The following is an 18,633-nucleotide window of genomic DNA, read 5'->3' on the forward strand; positions in this document are numbered from 1 at the left end:
GTCAGCGGCAGGTCAAGGCCACGGCCGGGACAGCGGCTGGCGACAGCTCAAGCGGCGTGGCCGGCCCGGTCAACTCGTCCAGGTGGCGCGCGTACAGATCGGTCAGGCGCTCAGGGGTCACATCAGAGGTCGGCAGGTCAAACACCACTTCGCCATCACGCAAACCCACGATGCGCGGGAAGTGCTGCAGCGCCATGTCGACATGGTGCAAGGTAGCGACCAGCGTGGCCTGCTGGTCACGCGCCACTGCGGTGATCGACGCACAGGCCTGGCGGGCGCGCTCGGGGTCGAGCGCCGACAGCGGCTCATCGACCAGCAACAGGCGCGCGTTGGCCACGGCCAGCCGCGCCAGCCCGACCCGCTGGCGCTCGCCGCCTGAGAGTCGGTCGACGCGCTCGAACAATTTTTCAGCCAGGTCAAAGCGCGCCAGTGCCGCTTCGGCCAGTTCGATCTGCCGTGGGTAGAGCAAGTTGCCCAGGCTGGCCCACAACCCCATGCCCGGCAGCAGGCCGGCCAGTACGGCCGTGATGACCCGCTGGCGCGGCGGCAACGGTGGCACCTGCGGGGCAAGACAGAGTTGACCGCGCAGGCGCTGCAAGTCTGCCGTGCGCAAGGCCCACGGATCGCGCCCATCGAGCAGCAATTGGCCTGCGCTCGGCTTGAGGGCGCAGGCCATCACCTGCAGCAGCGTGGTTTTGCCCGCACCCGAGGGGCCGATGATGGCCACCTGCTCGCCCTGCGCCAGGCTCAGGTCCATGGCCTTGAGCGCTGGCGCAGCTGATGCGGGTGCCGACGGGTGCTGCGCCGAGCAGCCCTGCAAGGCTATGTGCATCGCAACAAGCCGCCTGGCTTACTTGAGCAGGCCGGCACTGCGGGCTGCCGCCTCGATGCCCTGGTAATTGGCGGCCTGGGTCGGGATGAAACGGCTGGCACGTTGCAACTCCAGCAAGGCCTTGCCTTCGGGCGTGCTGTTGTTCAGGTCCAGAAAGGCTTGCGTGAGCTTGGTGCGCAAGGCCGGTGCCATGTCGGCGTGCACGGTCCAGTTGTAGTCAAAATAAGCCGGCGTGGTGTAAAACACCCGGACCTTGGCGGTGTCGACTTTTTTGTCGGCCACAAACTTGTCCCAAACCGAAATATTGAGCGCACCGGCGTCGACCTTGCCTGCCGCCACGGCGGCAATGGTGGCGTCATGGGCACCCGAGAACGCCACGCGCTTGAGGTCGGTGTCGGGGTTGATCCTGGCCTCCAACAGATAGTTGCGCGGCATCAGGTGGCCGGAGGTGCTCGACGCCGAGCCAAAGCTCAGGGTTTTGCCTTTCAGGTCGGCCAGCGCCAAGATGCCCGGCTGCGAGGTGATGAAAACCGATTTGAAGTTAGCGTCTTCGGCGCGTTGCACCAGCGGCAGTACCTTGCCGCCCGAACGCACGTTGGCCTGAACAAAAGTGAAGCCGCCAAACCAGGCCATGTCGACCTGTTTGTTCACCAGTGTTTCCACGGCGGCAGCGTAATCGGACACCGGGGTGAATTCCACCTTCATACCCAGTTTTTGCGACAGGTAGCTCACCAGCGGGGCCGCCTTGCGCGCCAGTTCGGTGGGCGATTCGTCGGGGATGGCGGTGATCTTGAAAACCTGTTGCGCGACGCTTTGGCCACTGATGCCAAGGACGGCGCAAGCCAGCAGGGTGTTGAGGGTGAAACGGCGTGAGGTCATGAGCTTAAAGTGCTTTCTGTGAATGAATAAATGCGGTTGACGCATGTCAAGGTGCGCCAAAGCCGGGGGGCAATGGTAATCAAAAATGTCGATGGCTGTCAGGAGCGCTACGATCAGGCCCCAGCCACTCACAGCAAGCCATGAAAACGCCTGACTTTGTCCAACTGCACCACGACAGCGCCGAGCACATTCGCCACGAGCTTGTGCAGGGCCTGACGGCCAACCCGCAGCCCGGCGGCGCCACGGTGAGCCCGAAGTTTTTGTACGACGCGCTGGGCTCGCGCCTGTTCGAAGCCATCACCGAGCTGCCCGAGTACTACCCGACGCGCACCGAGGCGGCGATCTTCAAGACGCATGCCCAGGCCATGGCCCGGGCCATGCCGCCAGGGGCCACGCTGATTGACCTGGGCGCGGGCAACTGCGGCAAGGCTACCGGGCTCTTTGACGTGCTGCGCCCCAGTCGCTATGTGGCGGTGGACATCTCGGTCGATTTTTTGCGCGCCACCCTGAACCTGTTGCAGCGTCAGTACCCGGCCATGGACCTGGTCGGCATCGGGCTCGATTTTTCTCAAACGCTGGAGTTGCCACCTCAGGCCGGTGAACCTGGCGCGGGCCCAAGGCTGCTGTTTTACCCGGGCTCGAGCATTGGCAACTTCACCCCGACCCAGGCCCTGGTCTTCTTGCGCCAGGTGCGCGCGGCCTGTGGTCCGGTGGCGGGCAGCGGGCTGCTGATCGGGGTGGATCTGGTGAAAGACGCCACTGAACTGGAAGCCGCCTATGACGATGCCCTGGGTGTCACCGCCGCTTTCAACCGCAACCTGATCTCCAACGTGAACCGACTGGTGGGCACCGACATGCGGCTGCCCGACTGGGCGCACCACGCCTTGTTCAACCCCATGGCGTCGCGCATTGAAATGCATCTGGTGGCACAGCGCGACCTGATGGTGCAGTGGCCGGGCGGCCAGCGCGCCTTCAGCCAGGGTGAGCGCATCCATACTGAAAATTCTTACAAATGGACAGTGGCTGGTTTTTCGCAGTTGCTGCGCGAGGCGGGTTTTGCCGAGCCGCTGGTGTGGACCGATGCGCCGAGCGCCGATGCGGGTCGCTTTGCCGTGATGTGGGCGGGTGCCTGAGCCATGACTTTTTTACCCGGTGCAGCTTCTGAACCCCGCATGCATGTCGTTGCGCTCGGGCGTGAAGTAATTGCGGTAGCGCGGGTGCACCATGCGCTCGGCGCTGGCCCAACTGGCACCGCGCAGCACCGGCCGGTCGCCAAACCAGGGGGCCGAGTAGTCAAGGTAAGGGTGTGCCACAAAACCGGGGTACGGGCTAAACCTGCTGGCGGTCCATTCCCAGACCTCGCCCCAGTGAAAATCAGCCTGGGTCATGGCGGCCTGTTCCCACTGTGCTTCGGTGGGCAACTGGCGGCCGGCCCAACGGCACCAGGCCTCGGCCTCGAAATAACTCAGGTGACAGGCGGGGGCTTCCAGGTCCAGCGCGTGCCACTGACCAAAGCGGCATTGTTCCCACAGCGGCGCGCCCTGGCCCAGGCTGACCTGGCGCAAATAACGCGGACTGGCCACAACCGCAGCGCCCTGCCCGGCTTGCAGCCACTGCCAGCCCGGCCCGGACCACCACTGGGCGTCGGTATAGCCACCTGCCTCGACAAAGGGCAAATAGCGCCGCCACGACACCGGTCGGTCGTCGATGGCATAGGCGTCCAGCGGCACGCTGTGCGGCCCCAGTTCGTTGTCAAAGGCAAAGCCCTGGCCTGTGTAGCCCAGCGTCCAGTCACCCGCCGCCAGTTTGAGCAACTGCGCCGAGCCACGGGTTCGCGGGGTCTGGTCGTGGATAAGCGCTGGCGGCAGCGCCAAGGCCAGGGACTGCGCCATATAGACGGCCGCCTCGCCGTGCATGTCTTCATGGAACAAGGCCAGGCGGTAGAAATACAGCGCGGCATCGTCGGTGGGTTCAGCCGCCAGCAAGGCCAGGGTCTGCGCCAGCGTGGCCTGCAGATACGCCCGGGTGGCCTGCAAGTCAGGCAGCGGCAAATGCCAACGGCTGTCGTGCGCCACCACACTGGAGTTGTACAGTGCATCGGCTTGCGGCAACAACGCGGGCACGCGTGCCACCAGCGGATCCGCCTGCACCCCCAAACGGCGCTGCGGGTTGCGCGCCAGCCAGAATTCCTGAAACCAGGCGATGTGACCTGCTTCCCACAGCGGCGGGTTAAGTTGTGGGCTGCACGGCACGGCCAGCCCCGGCCCCAGCGCTGCCTCGTAGGCATTCAGCAAGGCCAGCGTGCGGGCGCGGCTGGCCTGCAGCAGCTGCGCCAACGCCTGCGGGTCTGCGCTGCGCGCCGCCTGGGCGGGTTGCCAGCGGTGCCAGGGTGGAGTCGACTCGGGGAGCATGGCTGATGACCTCCATCAAAAAACAAGTGGTGATTGTGAGCCCGGCGCTGGCCGATGCCAACAACGGCAATTGGCAAACCGCCAGGCGTTGGCAAAAATTTCTGCAGACACCCACAGCCAGCCACCCCGGATTCCAGGTGCGCATCGTGACCCAGTGGCCTGATGGCCCGGCTGCCGCACACGACAGCGCCATGATCGCCTTGCACGCGCGGCGCTCGGCGGCGTCGGTCAACGCCTGGGCGCAAAGCCAGTGGTGTGACACAGACTTGCAGCCGGTGGCCGGCCTGGCCGTGGTGCTGACCGGCACCGACCTGTACCGCGACATCCAGACGGATGTGCAGGCCCAGCGTTCGCTGCAGTTGGCACAGCGCCTGGTGGTGTTGCAAGACCTGGGCTTGGCGCGCTTGCCGACGGCGCTACACCCCCGCACCCAAGTGATTTATCAGTCCACGTCGGCGCGCCAGAGCCTGGCCAAATCGGCGCGCTTGCTCAGGGCGGTGATGGTCGGCCACCTGCGCGACGAGAAGTCGCCACAGACCCTGTTTGCCGCCGCCCGACTGCTAGAGCCCTTTGATGCCATTCACATCGACCACATTGGCGCGCCACTGGACGCCGCCCTGGCGGCCCAGGCGCAGGCCACGGCCACCGCCTGCCCTGGCTACCGCTGGCTGGGCGCCTTGCCGCACGAGGCCACGCGCCGGCGCATCCAGCGCGCCCATGTGCTGGTGCACACCAGCCGCATGGAAGGCGGCGCCCATGTGGTGATGGAGGCGGTGCGCTGCGGCACACCGGTGCTGGCCTCGCGCATTGACGGCAATGTGGGCATGCTGGGGACCGATTACGCGGGCTACTTTGACTGGGACAATGCACACCAGCTGGTCGATCTGCTGCGGCGCTGCCGCCACGAACCAGCTTTTTTGGCGCTTTTGCAAGCCCAGTGCGCAGCGCGTGCACCGCTGTTTGCGCCAGAGGCCGAGCAATTGGCGCTGCAACAGCTGGTGACCGGACTCACCGCACCGCCCGCCTGCCGCTGACAGCCACCGCTCTTTTTTGTTTTTTCTGAAGCTTTTCTCCTGATGCAACACCCCAGTCAACCCATTGCCAGAGACATCGTGCTGATTGGCGGCGGCCACAGCCATGTGGGCGTGCTCAAACGCTTTGGCATGCAGCCCGAAACCGGCGTGCGCCTGACCGTGATCTGCACCGATGTCCATACGCCCTACTCTGGCATGTTGCCAGGCTACGTGTCGGGCCACTACGCTTATGACGAGGTGCATATCGACCTAGCAGGGCTGGCCGTGTTTGCCGGTGCCCGGCTTTACCGCGACGAGGTGGTGGGCATTGACCGCGCGGCCCAAAAAGTGCTGTGCCGCCATCGCCCGCCGGTGCCTTACGACTGCTTGTCGATCAACATCGGCTCGACGCCGCGCCTGAACGGTGTCACCGGGGCCGATGCCTTCAGCACGCCGGTCAAGCCCATCACCCGCTTCAACCAGCGCTGGCTGGCGCTGCTGGCCAGGGTGCAAGAGCACACCCAGGGGCTACTGCGCATTGCGGTGGTTGGCGCCGGGGCTGGCGGGGTTGAGCTGCTGTTGTCAATGCAGTATCGCCTGCGCCAGGAACTGATGTCTCGCGGGCACGACCCCGCACTGCTGCAGTTTCACCTGCTCACAGCGACAGACAGCATCCTGCCGACCCACAACACGCGGGTGCGCCGCAAGTTTGCCAGCGTGCTGGCCGAGCGTGGTGTGCAGGTGCTCCTGAATGCGGAGGTCACGCGGGTCGAACCCGGTCGGCTGCTCTGTGCTGGCGGCCAGGTGGTCGAGGCCGACGAGATCATGTGGGTCACGCAAGCGGGCGGTGCGCCCTGGCTGCAAGATACCGGCCTGGCGCTCGATGCCGGCGGCTTTGTGCGGGTGAACGACCAGCTGCAAACCGTCACCGATCCGACCATTTTTGCCGCCGGCGACATTGCCGCCATGGACAATTTCCCGCTGGAAAAGGCCGGCGTGTTTGCCGTTCGCATGGGCCGGCCGCTGGCCGACAACCTGCGCCTGAGCGTGCAGGGTCGCGCCTTGCGGAGCTACCGGCCGCAATCGCGCTGGCTCGCCCTGATCAGCACCGGCGACCGTTATGCCGTGGCCTCGCGCGGCGCTTTGGGTTTCTGGGGTGACTGGGTGTGGCGCTGGAAAGACGGGATCGACCGGCGTTTCATGCGCAATTTTTCCGAATTTCCCGACATGCAAGCCAAAACGGAGGCACCGGCGCGCAGCACAACGTCACAACTGGCGCTGAACCCGGACGAAGCCCTGCAGGCGATTTCGGCCATCGCCATGCGCTGCGGTGGCTGTGGTGCCAAGGTGGGAGCCACAGTACTGTCAAGGGCGCTCGCGTCCTTGCAAGTGGTGCAGCGCGACGATGTACTCATCGGCCTCAAAGACCCCGACGACGCGGCGGTGGTGCGCGTGCCGCCCGGCATGGCACTGGTGCATTCAGTGGACTTTTTCCGCGCCTTTGTCGACGACCCCTACCTGTTCGGCAAGGTTGCCGCCAACCACGCCCTGGGTGACATTTTTGCCATGGGCGCCGAGCCGCAGTCGGCCACCGCCATTGCCACCGTGCCCCCGGGGCTGGAGGCCAAGGTCGAAGACCTGCTGTTCCAGATGATGAGCGGCGCGGTCGAGGTGCTCAACGACGCCGGCTGTGCGCTGGTGGGCGGTCACACCGGGGAAGGGTCTGAACTGGCACTGGGCTTTGCGGTGAACGGCCTGATGGACGAGCAGCTGGCAGGTGTCACGCGCAAAGGTGGCATGCAGCCCGGCGATGTGCTGATTCTGACCAAGCCGATTGGCACCGGCACACTGTTTGCCGCCCACGCCCGGCTGGCGGCCAAGGGGCGCTGGATCGACGCCGCGCTGCAGTCCATGGTGCTGTCCAACCGGCAAGGTGCCCAGTGCCTGCGCGACTTTGGCGCCACCGCCTGCACCGACCTGACCGGCTTTGGCCTGCTGGGCCACCTCGTCGAGATGACCCGGGCCTCAGAGGTAGATGCCGAACTGGTGTTGTCAGCGCTGCCGCTGCTGGAAGGTGCGCAGGAAACCGTAGCGGCGGGCATCGTGAGCTCGCTGCAACCCGCCAATGTGCGCCTGCGCCGGGCGCTGCGCAATCAGGAAGAATTTGTCATTCACCCGCGTTACCCGCTGCTGTTCGACCCACAAACTGCCGGTGGCCTGCTGGCCAGCGTACCGGCTGACCGGGCTCAAGGCTGTGTGGCGGCATTGCAGGCAGCTGGTTATAGCAACACAGCCATCATTGGGCGCATCCTGGCGCAGGGCGAGGCGCTGGAGCCTGTGGTGTTATTACCGTGATTCGTTTGGAAAACTTCTGACCTTGACGAATTTTTGGCTTAGGCGCTGCCTCTGATACTTTAAAGATATTGTTAACGCTAAACCGCGCAGTGGCTGGCTTTGGCGGCTTCCTCATACTGGAGTACCAGAAATCGTCAGCCCCCAAAGCCAGCCACTGCACTGACGCTGGTGAAAAAATAAAGATTGGTAACTCGGTTTTTTTACCACCTTTGCATATCCACCGCCTCGCGTGGCAACCGGCAGGGGTGGTCACCGATTTCTGGTACCCCAGTTGAGAGGTGGCCGCCCCTACCGGTTGCCGCGCGCAGCACAAAACAAGCTACCCCAAGCAGTGCAGCACAGAGCGACCAACCCCGTCGTTTGCCCCTCGCAGCACAAAAAACTTTACCCAGCCTTCACACCCCATTTCAGCTTCAAGCCCTAGAATAGGTAATTGATTAATTACTTCAGGCAACATGCAAGTTCTGGACAAGACAGCCAAACAGCGCACCGAGGTGCGTCAAGCCGGGTTGGTGGACGCCGCACTGATGCTGGCTGCGCAACGCAGCCCGGCAGACATCACCACAGCTGACCTGGCGCATGCGGTCGGCATATCGCAAGGTGCAGTGTTCAAGCACTTCGCCAGCAAGGAAGCCATCTGGCTGGCCGTGCTCGACTGGATGGCCGACACCTTGATGGCGCGTCTGCAACTGGCGGCCAAGGGTGCAGAAAACGTCGCCTTGCCGGCCCTGCGAGCGGTCTTTCTGGCCCATGTGGACTTCGTCATGCACTACCCCGGCGTGCCCCGGCTGATCTTTCAGGAGCTACAGCGTCCGGGCGACACCGCGCTGAAAAACCGGGTGCGTGAGTTGCTGCTGCACTATCGACAGTTGCTGCTGGGCGTCTTGCAGCAGGCCCAAACACAGCAGGCACTGCGCCCAGGCATCGACCTTTCCGCCGCCGCCGTGCTGTTCATCGGTTCAATCCAGGGCCTGGTGATGCAAGCCATGCTGGCTGACGATGTGCCCGCCATTGCCAGACAGGCTCCTGGCGTTTTTGCCATTCTCCAACAGGGGCTGCAATGCCCGCCCAATGACCTTGAAGGAAGACCATGAACGCCACAGCCTTACTCAAACGCCGCCTGATGCTGGGTGCCATTGCCCTGGCCCTCGTCGCCGGCATGGCCTATGTGTCGCTGCGCACCGGCCCGCTGGCGCCCATCAAGGTCACAGTGGCCAGCCCCGTCGAGGGCAGTCTGAACCCGTCCATTTTTGGCATCGGCACGGTCGAAGCGCGGCGCAGCTGGATGGTCGGTCCGACCGTGGCCGGGCGCGTGTTGAGCGTCAAGGTAGATGTGGGCGACCAGGTCAAGGCCGGGCAACTGCTGGCCGAAATGGACCCGGTGGACTTGAGTGAGCGCCTGGCCGCATTGGATGCCTCATTGGCGCGGGCTGGCAGTGCCCAGGCTGCCGCGCAGGCACAGTTGCTGGACTCCAAAGCACGCAGCGCGTTAGCTGCCAGCACGACCCAACGCAACCAGGACCTGGCACGGCAAAACTTCATCAGCCCCGGCGCGCTGGATGCCGTCCTGCAGAGCCAGGCTTCGGCCAGCGCGGCAGTACAGGCGGCGCAAGCCAATCTGGCAGGCACCGGCCAGGACCTGACGCGCCTCAAAGCAGAGCGCGCAGCATTGGCACAGCAGCATGACAACTTACGCCTGTTCGCCCCGGCCGACGCGGTGGTGACCACGCGTGACGCCGAGGCGGGCAGCACGGTGGTGGCGGGACAACCCGTGCTGCGCCTGATGGACCCGGCCAGCCTGTGGATCAGGCTGCGTGTTGACCAGGGCCGCTCGGCCGGTCTGGCCAACGGTGTCAAGGCCAGCATCGTGCTGCGTTCCCGACCACAAACGCCCTTGAGCGGCCAGGTGGCACGGCTGGAACTGTTGGCCGACAGCGTGACCGAAGAGCGCCTGGCCCAGGTGGCGTTTGATGCGCCGCCGACTGCCGTGTCGGTGGGGGAAATGGCCGAAGTCACCTTGCAACTGCCCACCACCACGCCGGCACTGCTGTTACCCAACGCCGCCATCCAGTATCAACAAGGCCAGAGCGGTGTCTGGCGCGTGACCAGTGGCAAGCCTGAATTCACTTCGGTGGAGCTCGGCATCCAGAGCCTGGACGGCCAGGTGCAGGTGCTCAAGGGACTGGATAAAAGCGACCAGGTGGTGGTCTACAGCCAGAAAGCCCTGAGCAGCGGCTCGCGCATCTCGGTGGTAGACGCCTTGGTGAAGCCCGAGGCATCCCAATGATCAGCCTGGCCGGCCGCGACATCCTGCATGGTTGGGGCAAGTTTGCCCTCACCGGCCTGGGGCTGGGCTTGCTGATTGGCGTGACGCTTTCGATGGCTGGTATCTACCGCGGCATGGTGGATGATGCGCAGGCCCTGCTGAGCAACAGCCAGGCTGAGCTGTGGGTGGTGCAAAAAGACACCCAGGGCCCGTATGCGGAGTCGTCCAGCATCAAGGACGACGTGGTGCGCAGCGTGCGCGGCATGCCAGGCGTAGCGCAAGCCGCCAACGTGACCTACCTCACCATGCAGGTGCAGCGCCCCGGTGGCGAGGAAGCCCGCACCATGGTGGTGGGCGTGGAGCCCGGCAAACCCGGTGCGCCGGCTTACCTGGTGGCCGGGCGCCAGCTTACCCGCAACCACTATGAAGCCGTGGCCGATGTCAAGACCGGCCTCAAGCTGGGCGACGCGGTGCGCGTGCGCCGCCACAACTACACCGTGGTCGGGCTCACCGCACGCATGGTGTCCTCGGGCGGTGACCCGATGCTGTTTGTGCCGCTCAAGGACGCGCAGGAAGCGCAGTTTTTAAAGGACAACGACAGCATCGTCAATGACCGCACCCGCACCGCGGCCAACCCGGCTTTCAACCGCCCCGGCGTGCCGGGATTGCTCGATGCGGTACAAAACCTGCAAACCAGCAGCCACAACGTCAACGCCGTGCTGGTGCAGTTGCAACCGGGCTGGCAGGCCGATGAGGTGGCCGATGCCCTGAAGCGCTGGAAGCATGTGCAGGTTTACACCCGCGCTGGTATGGAAGACATCCTGGTGGCCAAGTTGATTGCCACCTCGGCCCGCCAAATCGGCATGTTTCTGGCGATCCTGGCGGTGGTGAGCGCGGCCATTGTGGCCTTCATCATTTACACCATGACGCTGGGCAAAATCCGCGAAATTGCGGTGCTCAAGCTGATTGGCACGCGCAACACGACGATTGCCAGCATGATCCTGCAACAGGCCATGGGGCTCGGGCTGATCGGCTTCATGGTGGGCAAGATCTCGGCCACGGTCTGGGCGCCGATTTTCCCCAAATACGTGCTGCTGATGCCGCGCGATGCGGTCATCGGCCTGCTCGCCACCCTGCTCATTTGCGCCCTGGCCAGCACACTGGCGATTCGCGTGGCGCTCAAGGTCGACCCCGCCGAGGCGATTGGATGAGCACCATGAACACACAACAAACAAGCACGGGCGGCATCCGCATTGAAGGCCTGCGCAAGGTCTACGGCAAGGGTGACAGCGCCGTCGAGGCCCTGAAAAACGTCAACCTGGTGGTGGCGCCTGGCGAGGTGGTGGGACTGGTTGGACCCTCTGGTTCGGGCAAGAGCACACTGCTTAAATGCCTGGGCGCCATCATCGAACCAACCTCGGGGCGCATGACCCTGGGCAGCGACGTGATTTACGACAACGGCTGGAAGGTGCCCGACCTGCGCGCGCTGCGGCGGGACCGCATTGGCTTCATTTTTCAGGCGCCCTATCTGATCCCGTTTCTGGATGTGACCGACAACGTGGCGCTGCTGCCCATGCTGGCCGGTCAGGCCAACCCGCAAGCCCGAGCCCGGGCGCTGGAATTGCTCACCGCGCTCGATGTGCAGCACCGCGCCAAAGCCGAACCCTCACAACTCTCGGGGGGCGAGCAGCAACGGGTTTCCATAGCACGGGCATTGGCCAACCGTCCGCCGGTGATCCTGGCCGACGAACCCACTGCGCCGCTCGACAGCGAACGTGCCCTGGGCGTGATGCGCATCCTGAACCAGATGGCGGTGCAGGCCCATACCGCGATCATCGTGGTGACGCACGACGAAAAAATCATTCCCACCTTCAAGCGGATCTACCATATCCGCGACGGCCAAACCGTTGAAGAAGCCGGCGAAGGCCGCTCGCTGGCTTAGTGGCGTTTTACTCGAACGAGGGTATCTCGGGCTTGGCCACGGGTTTGCCCGCAGCCACCCAGGCATCAAAACCACCGGCGATGGAGCGCACATTCAGGTAGCCCATGTCGTGCAGGGCTGTCGCAGCCAGCGCGGCACGGCCGCTGGTTTTGCAATACAGCAAAAGGTTCAGGTCACGCGCCTGCAGTGCCGGGTTGGCGCTGAATTTGAATTCGAGCATGCCGCGCGAAATATGCACGGCACCCGCCAGATGACCGGCGGCAAATTCATCAGCTTCGCGCACATCCACCAGCACATCGGCTTCACGGATGGCTTGCTCGGCATCAGCCACAGTGATTTCGTCTACGCGGGTTTTGGCAGCAGCAACCAGGTCGTGGGCAGTTTTCATCAGGCAGTTTCCAGTCGGGAGTTGAGAGACTCCGAATAGTATCCGTAGTTTCTTAAGTATCTACGGGTACAGGGGTTCTGAAATAGCCGCTGCGTGGACAAGCTCAGCGGATCCCCTTCAGGTCCTACCCCAACATCTTCTTGGTGACCAGCGTGATGCCCGAGTCGGTGACCCGAAAGCGTTTTTTGTCCTGCACCGGGTCCATGCCAATCACGGTGCCCTCGGGCAGCACGCAATTTTTGTCAATGATGCATTTCTTCAGAATGCAATGCCGACCGATCTGAACATTAGGCAGCACCATCGAGTCTTCGATGACGGCGTAACTGTGCACATGCACCCCGGAGAACAGCATGGACCGGCGTACTGTGGCACCGCTGACAATGCTGCCGCCCGAAACCATCGAGTCGACCGCATAACCGCGCCGGGCGTCGTCGTCAAAAACGAACTTGGCCGGTGGCGTTTGCGGCTGCCAGGTCCAGATCGGCCAGTGGTCGGAATACAGATTGAGGTCGGGTGTGACCTGCACCAGGTCCATATTGGCCGCCCAGTACGCGTCGAGTGTGCCGACATCACGCCAATACGCAGGCTTGCCTGGCTCGCTGACACAGCTCTCGGCAAAGTTCTGGGCGAAGGTGCGGTAGCGTTTGACACAGTGCGGAATGACGTCCTTGCCGAAATCGTGGGTCGACCTGGGGTCGTCCGCATCGCGCACCAGTTGCTCAATCAAAAAGTGGGTGTTGAAGACATAAATGCCCATGCTGGCCAGCGCTCGGGATGGATCACCCGGCATGGCTTGCGGCAGGGCGGGCTTTTCGGTGAACTCAAGCACCCGCCCTGCCTCATCCACCGACATCACGCCTAAGCTGCTGGCTTCGACCAGCGGCACCTCAATGCAAGCCACGGTCAAGTCCGCCTTGCGTGCCACGTGGGCGGCGAGCACCCGGCCATAATCCATGTGGTAAATATGATCGCCGGACAGGACCAGCACGTACTCGGGCCGGGCATGGCGAATTTCCCGCAGGTTCTGAAACACCGCATCGGCCGTACCCTGGTACCAGTGCACTTCGTCAGACTGCTGTTGCGCCGGCATGATCTCGATGAACTCGTTGAGGCGCCCGTCCAGAAAACTCCAGCCCAGTTGCAAATGCCGGATCAGGCTTTGCGCCTTGTACTGCGTGGCCACGCCAACCCGGCGCACACCTGAATTGACGCAGTTGGACAGGGTAAAGTCGATGATGCGGAACTTGCCACCAAACGGCACCGCCGGCTTGGCGCGAAAATCGGTCAACTCATGCAACCGGCTGCCACGGCCACCCGCCAGAATCAGCGCGAAGGTATTACGTGTCAGCTGGCTGACAAAACGCGGGTCCTGCGCTTTGCACTCACTCACCTCCATATCTTGATCGCTTGCCATGATGGCACTCACACGTTGTCATGAACACACAAAACGGTGGTGCTCAGGCTGCAGCCACGCCAAAGTTCTCGGGCATCTGGATCGCCACCACCTCGCCACGCGCGGTGGCAATACCGCCGGCATAGACGGTGGACTCGATGACGACCTTGCGACCTTTTATCTCCTTCACCCGGCCGCGAATTTCCAGTGTCTCTGAAATCGGGGTGGGTTTCAAATAATCGACATGCAGCGAACCGGTGACAAACCGAAACGCGGGTAGCGTGTCCATGGCACGCCCTTCCTGCCGGTACATGGCCGCCGCAGCGGTGCCGGTGCTGTGACAATCGATCAGCGACGCCAGCAGGCCACCATAGGTGAATCCTGGTATCGCAGTGTGAAACGGCTCGGGTGTGAAACGGGTCACGGTGTCATCGCCGTCCCAATACGTTTTGATGCGATGGCCGTGGTCATTTTTAGCGCCGCAGCCATAACAGTGCGACAGGTTCTCGGGGTAATAGTCCTGAAAGGCTTTCACGCATGTCTCCTAGTCAGTGAATCAAGTCTTGTTAAAGCTTCTTATTACGCATCAGTCCCAGACCAAGAAGGCTGACATTTGTCAATTTTCAGACTTTTAGTGGCCTACCTGCAGCTTGGCATGGATACGCCGCGTGGTGCGCCAGACTGCCCACAACACCACCGGCACCAGGGCGCCGGCGGCCATTTCCGGATGGATCGGCAGTCCCGCCGCCTTGAGCGCCTTGCCGCCGTACAACAGCAGGCTGATCACGTAATAAGAGATGGCGGCAATCGACAGGCCTTCAACCGTGCTTTGCAGGCGCAGTTGCAGTTCCTGGCCCCGCGTGAGCTTTTCCAGCAGCTGCTGGTTTTGCACCTCGGTGGCAATGTCAACCCGGGTGCGCAGCAAGTCACTGGCACGCGCCACCCGCTCCGACAACGAAACCAGCCTTTGCCCGGTGGCCGCCACGGTGGCCATGGCCGGCGACAAGCGGCGTTGCATGAACTCACCAATGGTTTGCGTGCCGGGAATGGCTTTCTCGCGCAACTCTTTGATGCGCTGATTGACCAGCGCGTAATAAGCCTGTGTGGCGGCAAAACGGTAACTGTGGGCGGCAGTGGCACGCTCCACACTGGCGGCCAATGACACCAGAGTGTCGAGCAGTTCCTGGTCGGAGGCCGATTTGTCTTCAAGCTGGGCGGTGATGCGCACCAGGTCACTTTCGGCCTGCGCCAGCATCGGCCCGAGGGTCTTGGCCACCGGCAGGCCACGCAGCGCCATCAGCCGGTAGGTTTCCAGCTCCAGCAGGCGCGCGGCAATGCGACCAGCACGGGTCTGGCTGGTGCCTTCGGGTGCGATCACCAGCATGCGCTCGAAGCCGTCTGGCTGCAGGCGGAACTGCGTCAACGCCCAGGAATGGCCCAAGGGGTGTTCATAACCGTGGCGGTTGGCAGGCTCTGTCCCCTGTCCCGCCCCGTTGGCGGCATTGCTGCCCAGCAAGGAGGCCACCACGGTGTGCCCACCCAGCCAGTTCACCGCTTCCGTCATCAAGGCGGTGGCATCATCGAGCGGGGCATTCAGCATGGCCAACTGCACTGCGGCCACGGTACGACCGGGAATCTGCGCCAGCCATTGCGGCGGCACCGCCAGACTGTGCAGCAAGGGAGGCTCGGAGGCGCCCAGCAAAGCTTCGGTTGGCAGCGGCTGAACGATGGAATAGCGGGTAAATTCAGTGTGGCGCTCCCACCTGACGGTCAAACCGTCCAGTCGCAAACGCAAAAAATTATTCTGCAAACTGTCAGGCAGCAGTTCGGCCAGGCCGGGCAAGCGGTTCAAATGGGCGCATTCGGCCTCGCGGCTCACGCCCTCGTTGAGCACCGCCACATAAACAATCAGCGCCGGCAAGCGGATGCGCGCCGACGGTCGGGCATGCACCTCATTGTGCAAGGCCGTGCGCTGCCAGTCATTGGGCGGCAAACATTGAAGCACGGGAGGCACTGAATCAGCTGGGGTGGCGATTTGCATGAGTGCTATTTTGCCGGGGTTCTGTTGATCAAAATATCACAGGCTGCTGACAAACGCCGCGACGTCCGGGCGCAAACGCGCCGGTTTGCCCTTGGCCACGGTGCCGATGTTGATGCAGCAAACGGCCTGCTCATGCGCATGCATGCCAAACAGGGCGCGCAACCTGGGCGACGCCAGTGCCTGGCCACTGGTGAGCCCCGAGCCAAAGCCCATGGCATGCGCTGCCAACAGCACGTTTTGAATGGCACAGCCCAGCGACACCAGGCGCTCGGCATCGCTGACCGCCAGTTCACCCGACTCCTGACGCAGGGCGTCGCGCTCAGGTGTGCTGCCGGCCAGTCTGGCAATGGCCAGCATCAGAAATGGCGCACGGTGGGCCTTGTCACGCGCGTTGTCGATTTGTTCGGGCGTGGCCGTGGGGTCTCGGTCTTGCAGCGCCAGGCCGAACACCTCGGCCAGCAGCGCGCGTCTGTCCGCAGGCACCAGCACAAAACGCCAGGGCAGCATCTGACCGTGGTCGGGGGCCGCCGCCGCCGTGCCGAGAATCTCCAGCACTTGCGGCCCGGACGGCCCCGGATCGACCAGGCGGCGCGGCGCCACGTGCTGGCGCGAATGAATCAGTGCCTTGGCAAATTCCGAAAATTCAAAGCTGGTGGGTAAATCCATGGGGTAATTCCTGAGTGCTCGCCCGCAAGTGTGCCTTATTCCGGGAAAGGTTCAAGCAATGAGCCACTTCTGTACTTCAGCCAAGGTAGGAATGCGCCCGCTGCTGACCAGTTTGTCATTGACGACCAGTCCCGGCGTCGACAGCAGGTCGTATTGCATGATTTGCTTCATGTCGGATACCTTGACGATTTCAGCCGGCACATGGGCGACCGCGGCGGCCTCCCGGGCGATCGCTTCGAGCTTTCTGCAGTTCGCACATCCCGGACCGAGAATTTTGATGATGACCATGCGTTTCTCCTTGGAGTGATTTGAAAATAAACCTGCCTCAGACTGGCACCTGGGTCGTCTGGCGGCGCCCAAGCCAGCACATCGTGCCCGCCAGCACAGTCACAAACCCACCCAGTCCCATGAGCGACGGCAGCCAGCCCAGCCCATCCACCCAGGCGCCATAGAGCAAACCCGCACAGACGCTGAACACGGCCACCAGGCCCACATAGGCCAGGGTTTTGGTCCAGGCGATCACGGCGGCCACCATCAGCATGCTTTGCAGGCTGAGCTCGGGGTCGGCCATCAGGTAGGCCAGCAGCGGGCCGGGGTGCATGCCGAGGTCAAGAAACATGCGCGCCACCGGCACCTCAACCAGGGTGGGGAAATACATGAAGACGCCAAAGCCCACGGCCACGGCATTCGCCGGCACGGTGTTGCGGCCCGCCAGGCTCTCAACCCATTCCGGTCGAATGACCTGGCGCACCATGCCCACGATAAAAACGCCCACCACCAGCAGGACAAAGATTTGCTTCACAAAACGCCAGGCTTCCCAGAGCCAGGCGCGCCAGTCGTCAGCGTCGAGCCGGTGCGCGAAATGCCATACAGCCCACAAGGCCAGCGCCACACCGAAGACACGCCCGGTGAAAGCGACTTGGAGCGTGCCCGGACCCGGCGTCAGCCGCATGGCAGCCACGGCCAGCGTGGTGGCTGACAGCCCGAGTGCTACCCAGGTCCAGCGGTTGGCACCTTCGACGATATTTTCCAGCCCCTGCCAGGCGGTGGCCGCAATCAGCAGCAGCAAGCCAATCAACACCGAACCCTGAAAGCTCACCCCCTCTTCTCCTTTGGCTGCGTCAAATGGCACCCAGGAAAACAGCGTGCTCTGCCACGCTTGCGCCCACGGCAAGGGCAAGTCCAGGCTGAAAACAGTGGCCGTTAGCGGCCACAGCTTCAGGGTACCGGCAATCAACAACGCCACCAGCGACAACAGCAACCCCAGCGCAGCGGGTGCCACGCTGGCTTGCGCGGCAAACAGGGTGTCTGTTGCGGCGTCATGGCTGGCATCGTCGCGCCAGAAAATCAGGGCCAGCAGCATGCCGATGCCGACACCGAACAGCAGGCACAGCAGCAGTCGTGCAATGGCAAATTCCGGGCCCAGGATGCTGCCGGTGTAAGCCAGTGCCATGATGTTGCCCGCCGGCGCAAAAAACAGAAAAGTGGTGGCCGGACCGATGCCCGCGCCCTTGCGGTAAATGCCGGCAAAAAGCGGCACGATGGTGCACGAACAAACGGCAATCAGCGAACCCGCTGCGGCGGCGGCCGGGTAAGACACATAAACGGGGGTGTTGCGCCCGAGCCAGCGCGTGATGCTGGCCTTGGGAATCAGCGCGGCCATGGCACCGGCAATGAAAAAAGCCGGCAACAGGCACAGCAGCACATGCGCCGCCAGATAGGCTGCCAAGCTACCGGCGCCGCCGTTGAGCAATTTCAGTGCGAATTCCATTGAGAACGCTCCTGTTGTCTTTGCGTGATAATTTTGAGCATTCGCTGATGGGCGTTATTGATAAAACCGGGGTCCAACCCTATTTTTTCTTCAAGAAAACCTTTGTTCAAGAGTCAATGATCCGTTCTTGTCACCCTTCATGAACTGCCTCACCACCGCCTGGACCCTGCATGCCGCTGAACTGCGTGGCTGGCTGCGCCACCGCGTGGGCGACCCGGCGCTGGCCGATGATCTGTTGCAAGACCTGTTTTTGAAAGCTCTGCGCCAGGGCGAGCGGTTTTGTGACCTGCACAACGCGCGTGCCTGGCTGTTTGAAGTGGCGCGCAACCTGCTGGCTGACTACCTGCGCGTGGCACACCACATGGTGGAGCTCCCCGAAGACTTGACCGCACCAACGGACGATACCGACACCGTCGATACCCTGACCGCCTGCCTGCCGCGGGTGCTCTCGGAACTTAGCCCAGAAGATCGCGAAGCCATCACCCTGTGCGACCTGCAGGGCATGGCACAAGCTGACTTTGCCCAACTCAAGGGGATGAGCTCGAGCGCCGCCAAGTCGCGCGTGCAGCGCGCCCGGGTCCGGTTGCGCGCGCACATGAGCCAGGCCTGCCAGGTGCAAATGGACGAGGGTGGGCGCGTGAACGACTTCGTGCCGCGCCCTTAACCCGGAATTTTC

18 protein-coding genes are annotated in these 18,633 nt (G+C 63.2%); 8 read left to right on the forward strand and 10 right to left on the reverse strand.

What is annotated here, in order from left to right; translation table 11 throughout:
- Nucleotide 1: 1 nt before the first annotated feature.
- A complete protein-coding gene (locus tag NDJ10_RS01790) occupies nt 2–832 on the reverse strand; it encodes an ATP-binding cassette domain-containing protein (RefSeq protein ID WP_296159343.1) in 831 nt (276 codons plus the stop codon).
- Between the two features lie 18 nt (nt 833–850).
- The gene (locus tag NDJ10_RS01795; RefSeq protein WP_296159344.1) at nt 851–1,711 is read right to left on the reverse strand and encodes a putative selenate ABC transporter substrate-binding protein; all 861 of its coding nucleotides are present in this window, start codon (nt 1,709–1,711) and stop codon (nt 851–853) included.
- A gap of 140 nt (nt 1,712–1,851) precedes the next feature.
- On the opposite strand from NDJ10_RS01795, the gene egtD reads away from it, so the two are divergent.
- Nucleotides 1,852–2,844: an L-histidine N(alpha)-methyltransferase gene (egtD, locus tag NDJ10_RS01800; protein WP_296159345.1), complete on the forward strand. Its 993-nt coding sequence runs from the start codon at nt 1,852–1,854 to the stop codon at nt 2,842–2,844.
- 12 nt (nt 2,845–2,856) lie between these two features.
- Here egtD and senA read toward each other — a convergent pair whose 3' ends face one another.
- Nucleotides 2,857–4,122 carry a selenoneine synthase SenA gene (senA, locus tag NDJ10_RS01805; protein ID WP_296159346.1) on the reverse strand — a complete coding sequence of 422 codons (1,266 nt, stop codon included), beginning with the start codon at nt 4,120–4,122 and terminating at the stop codon, nt 2,857–2,859.
- A gap of 5 nt (nt 4,123–4,127) precedes the next feature.
- On the opposite strand from senA, the gene senB reads away from it, so the two are divergent.
- The 6 genes from senB to NDJ10_RS01835 all read left to right on the forward strand — a co-directional run bounded on the left by senB (nt 4,128) and on the right by NDJ10_RS01835 (nt 11,698).
- Nucleotides 4,128–5,156, forward strand: coding sequence for a selenoneine biosynthesis selenosugar synthase SenB (gene senB, locus NDJ10_RS01810; RefSeq protein WP_296159347.1), 1,029 nt, complete (start codon nt 4,128–4,130; stop codon nt 5,154–5,156).
- 42 nt (nt 5,157–5,198) lie between these two features.
- On the forward strand, nt 5,199–7,490 hold the full coding sequence (gene selD / locus NDJ10_RS01815; protein ID WP_296159348.1) for a selenide, water dikinase SelD: 2,292 nt from the start codon (nt 5,199–5,201) through the stop codon (nt 7,488–7,490).
- A 455-nt stretch (nt 7,491–7,945) separates the two neighbouring features.
- Nucleotides 7,946–8,584 carry a TetR/AcrR family transcriptional regulator gene (locus NDJ10_RS01820; protein ID WP_296159349.1) on the forward strand — a complete coding sequence of 213 codons (639 nt, stop codon included), beginning with the start codon at nt 7,946–7,948 and terminating at the stop codon, nt 8,582–8,584.
- A complete protein-coding gene (locus NDJ10_RS01825) occupies nt 8,581–9,777 on the forward strand; it encodes an efflux RND transporter periplasmic adaptor subunit (RefSeq protein WP_296159351.1) in 1,197 nt (398 codons plus the stop codon). Before NDJ10_RS01820 ends, NDJ10_RS01825 begins: the two co-directional genes overlap by 4 nt.
- On the forward strand, nt 9,774–10,967 hold the full coding sequence (locus NDJ10_RS01830; protein ID WP_296159352.1) for an ABC transporter permease: 1,194 nt from the start codon (nt 9,774–9,776) through the stop codon (nt 10,965–10,967). The genes NDJ10_RS01825 and NDJ10_RS01830 overlap by 4 nt, the downstream gene beginning before the upstream one ends.
- On the forward strand, nt 10,964–11,698 hold the full coding sequence (locus tag NDJ10_RS01835) for an ABC transporter ATP-binding protein (protein ID WP_296159353.1): 735 nt from the start codon (nt 10,964–10,966) through the stop codon (nt 11,696–11,698). Before NDJ10_RS01830 ends, NDJ10_RS01835 begins: the two co-directional genes overlap by 4 nt.
- Nucleotides 11,699–11,705: 7 nt before the next feature.
- Here the strand turns inward: NDJ10_RS01835 and NDJ10_RS01840 are convergent, their stop codons facing one another.
- From NDJ10_RS01840 to NDJ10_RS01870, 7 genes are all read right to left on the reverse strand, one after another.
- On the reverse strand, nt 11,706–12,086 hold the full coding sequence (locus tag NDJ10_RS01840) for a rhodanese-like domain-containing protein (protein WP_296159354.1): 381 nt from the start codon (nt 12,084–12,086) through the stop codon (nt 11,706–11,708).
- A gap of 124 nt (nt 12,087–12,210) precedes the next feature.
- Nucleotides 12,211–13,500, reverse strand: a complete 1,290-nt coding sequence (glgC, locus tag NDJ10_RS01845; protein WP_296159355.1) for a glucose-1-phosphate adenylyltransferase — start codon at nt 13,498–13,500, stop codon at nt 12,211–12,213.
- 43 nt (nt 13,501–13,543) lie between these two features.
- On the reverse strand, nt 13,544–14,014 hold the full coding sequence (locus tag NDJ10_RS01850) for a PaaI family thioesterase (RefSeq protein WP_296159356.1): 471 nt from the start codon (nt 14,012–14,014) through the stop codon (nt 13,544–13,546).
- A 96-nt stretch (nt 14,015–14,110) separates the two neighbouring features.
- Complete coding sequence (locus tag NDJ10_RS01855; RefSeq protein ID WP_296159357.1) at nt 14,111–15,484, reverse strand: DUF3422 domain-containing protein; 1,374 nt, start codon at nt 15,482–15,484, stop codon at nt 14,111–14,113.
- A 72-nt stretch (nt 15,485–15,556) separates the two neighbouring features.
- Nucleotides 15,557–16,186 carry a nitroreductase family protein gene (locus NDJ10_RS01860; protein WP_296159359.1) on the reverse strand — a complete coding sequence of 210 codons (630 nt, stop codon included), beginning with the start codon at nt 16,184–16,186 and terminating at the stop codon, nt 15,557–15,559.
- A gap of 51 nt (nt 16,187–16,237) precedes the next feature.
- Entirely contained in the window at nt 16,238–16,474 is a 237-nt protein-coding gene (locus NDJ10_RS01865; protein WP_296159360.1) for a thioredoxin family protein, read from the reverse strand.
- Between the two features lie 37 nt (nt 16,475–16,511).
- Nucleotides 16,512–17,957, reverse strand: a complete 1,446-nt coding sequence (locus NDJ10_RS01870) for a permease (RefSeq protein ID WP_296159361.1) — start codon at nt 17,955–17,957, stop codon at nt 16,512–16,514.
- A 139-nt stretch (nt 17,958–18,096) separates the two neighbouring features.
- Here NDJ10_RS01870 and NDJ10_RS01875 point away from each other — a divergent pair, with 139 nt between their 5' ends.
- Complete coding sequence (locus NDJ10_RS01875) at nt 18,097–18,621, forward strand: sigma-70 family RNA polymerase sigma factor (protein WP_296159362.1); 525 nt, start codon at nt 18,097–18,099, stop codon at nt 18,619–18,621.
- Nucleotides 18,622–18,633 lie beyond the last annotated feature (12 nt).

Source organism: Rhodoferax sp. (assembly GCF_023700745.1).
In the GTDB taxonomy this organism is placed as follows: domain Bacteria; phylum Pseudomonadota; class Gammaproteobacteria; order Burkholderiales; family Burkholderiaceae_C; genus Rhodoferax.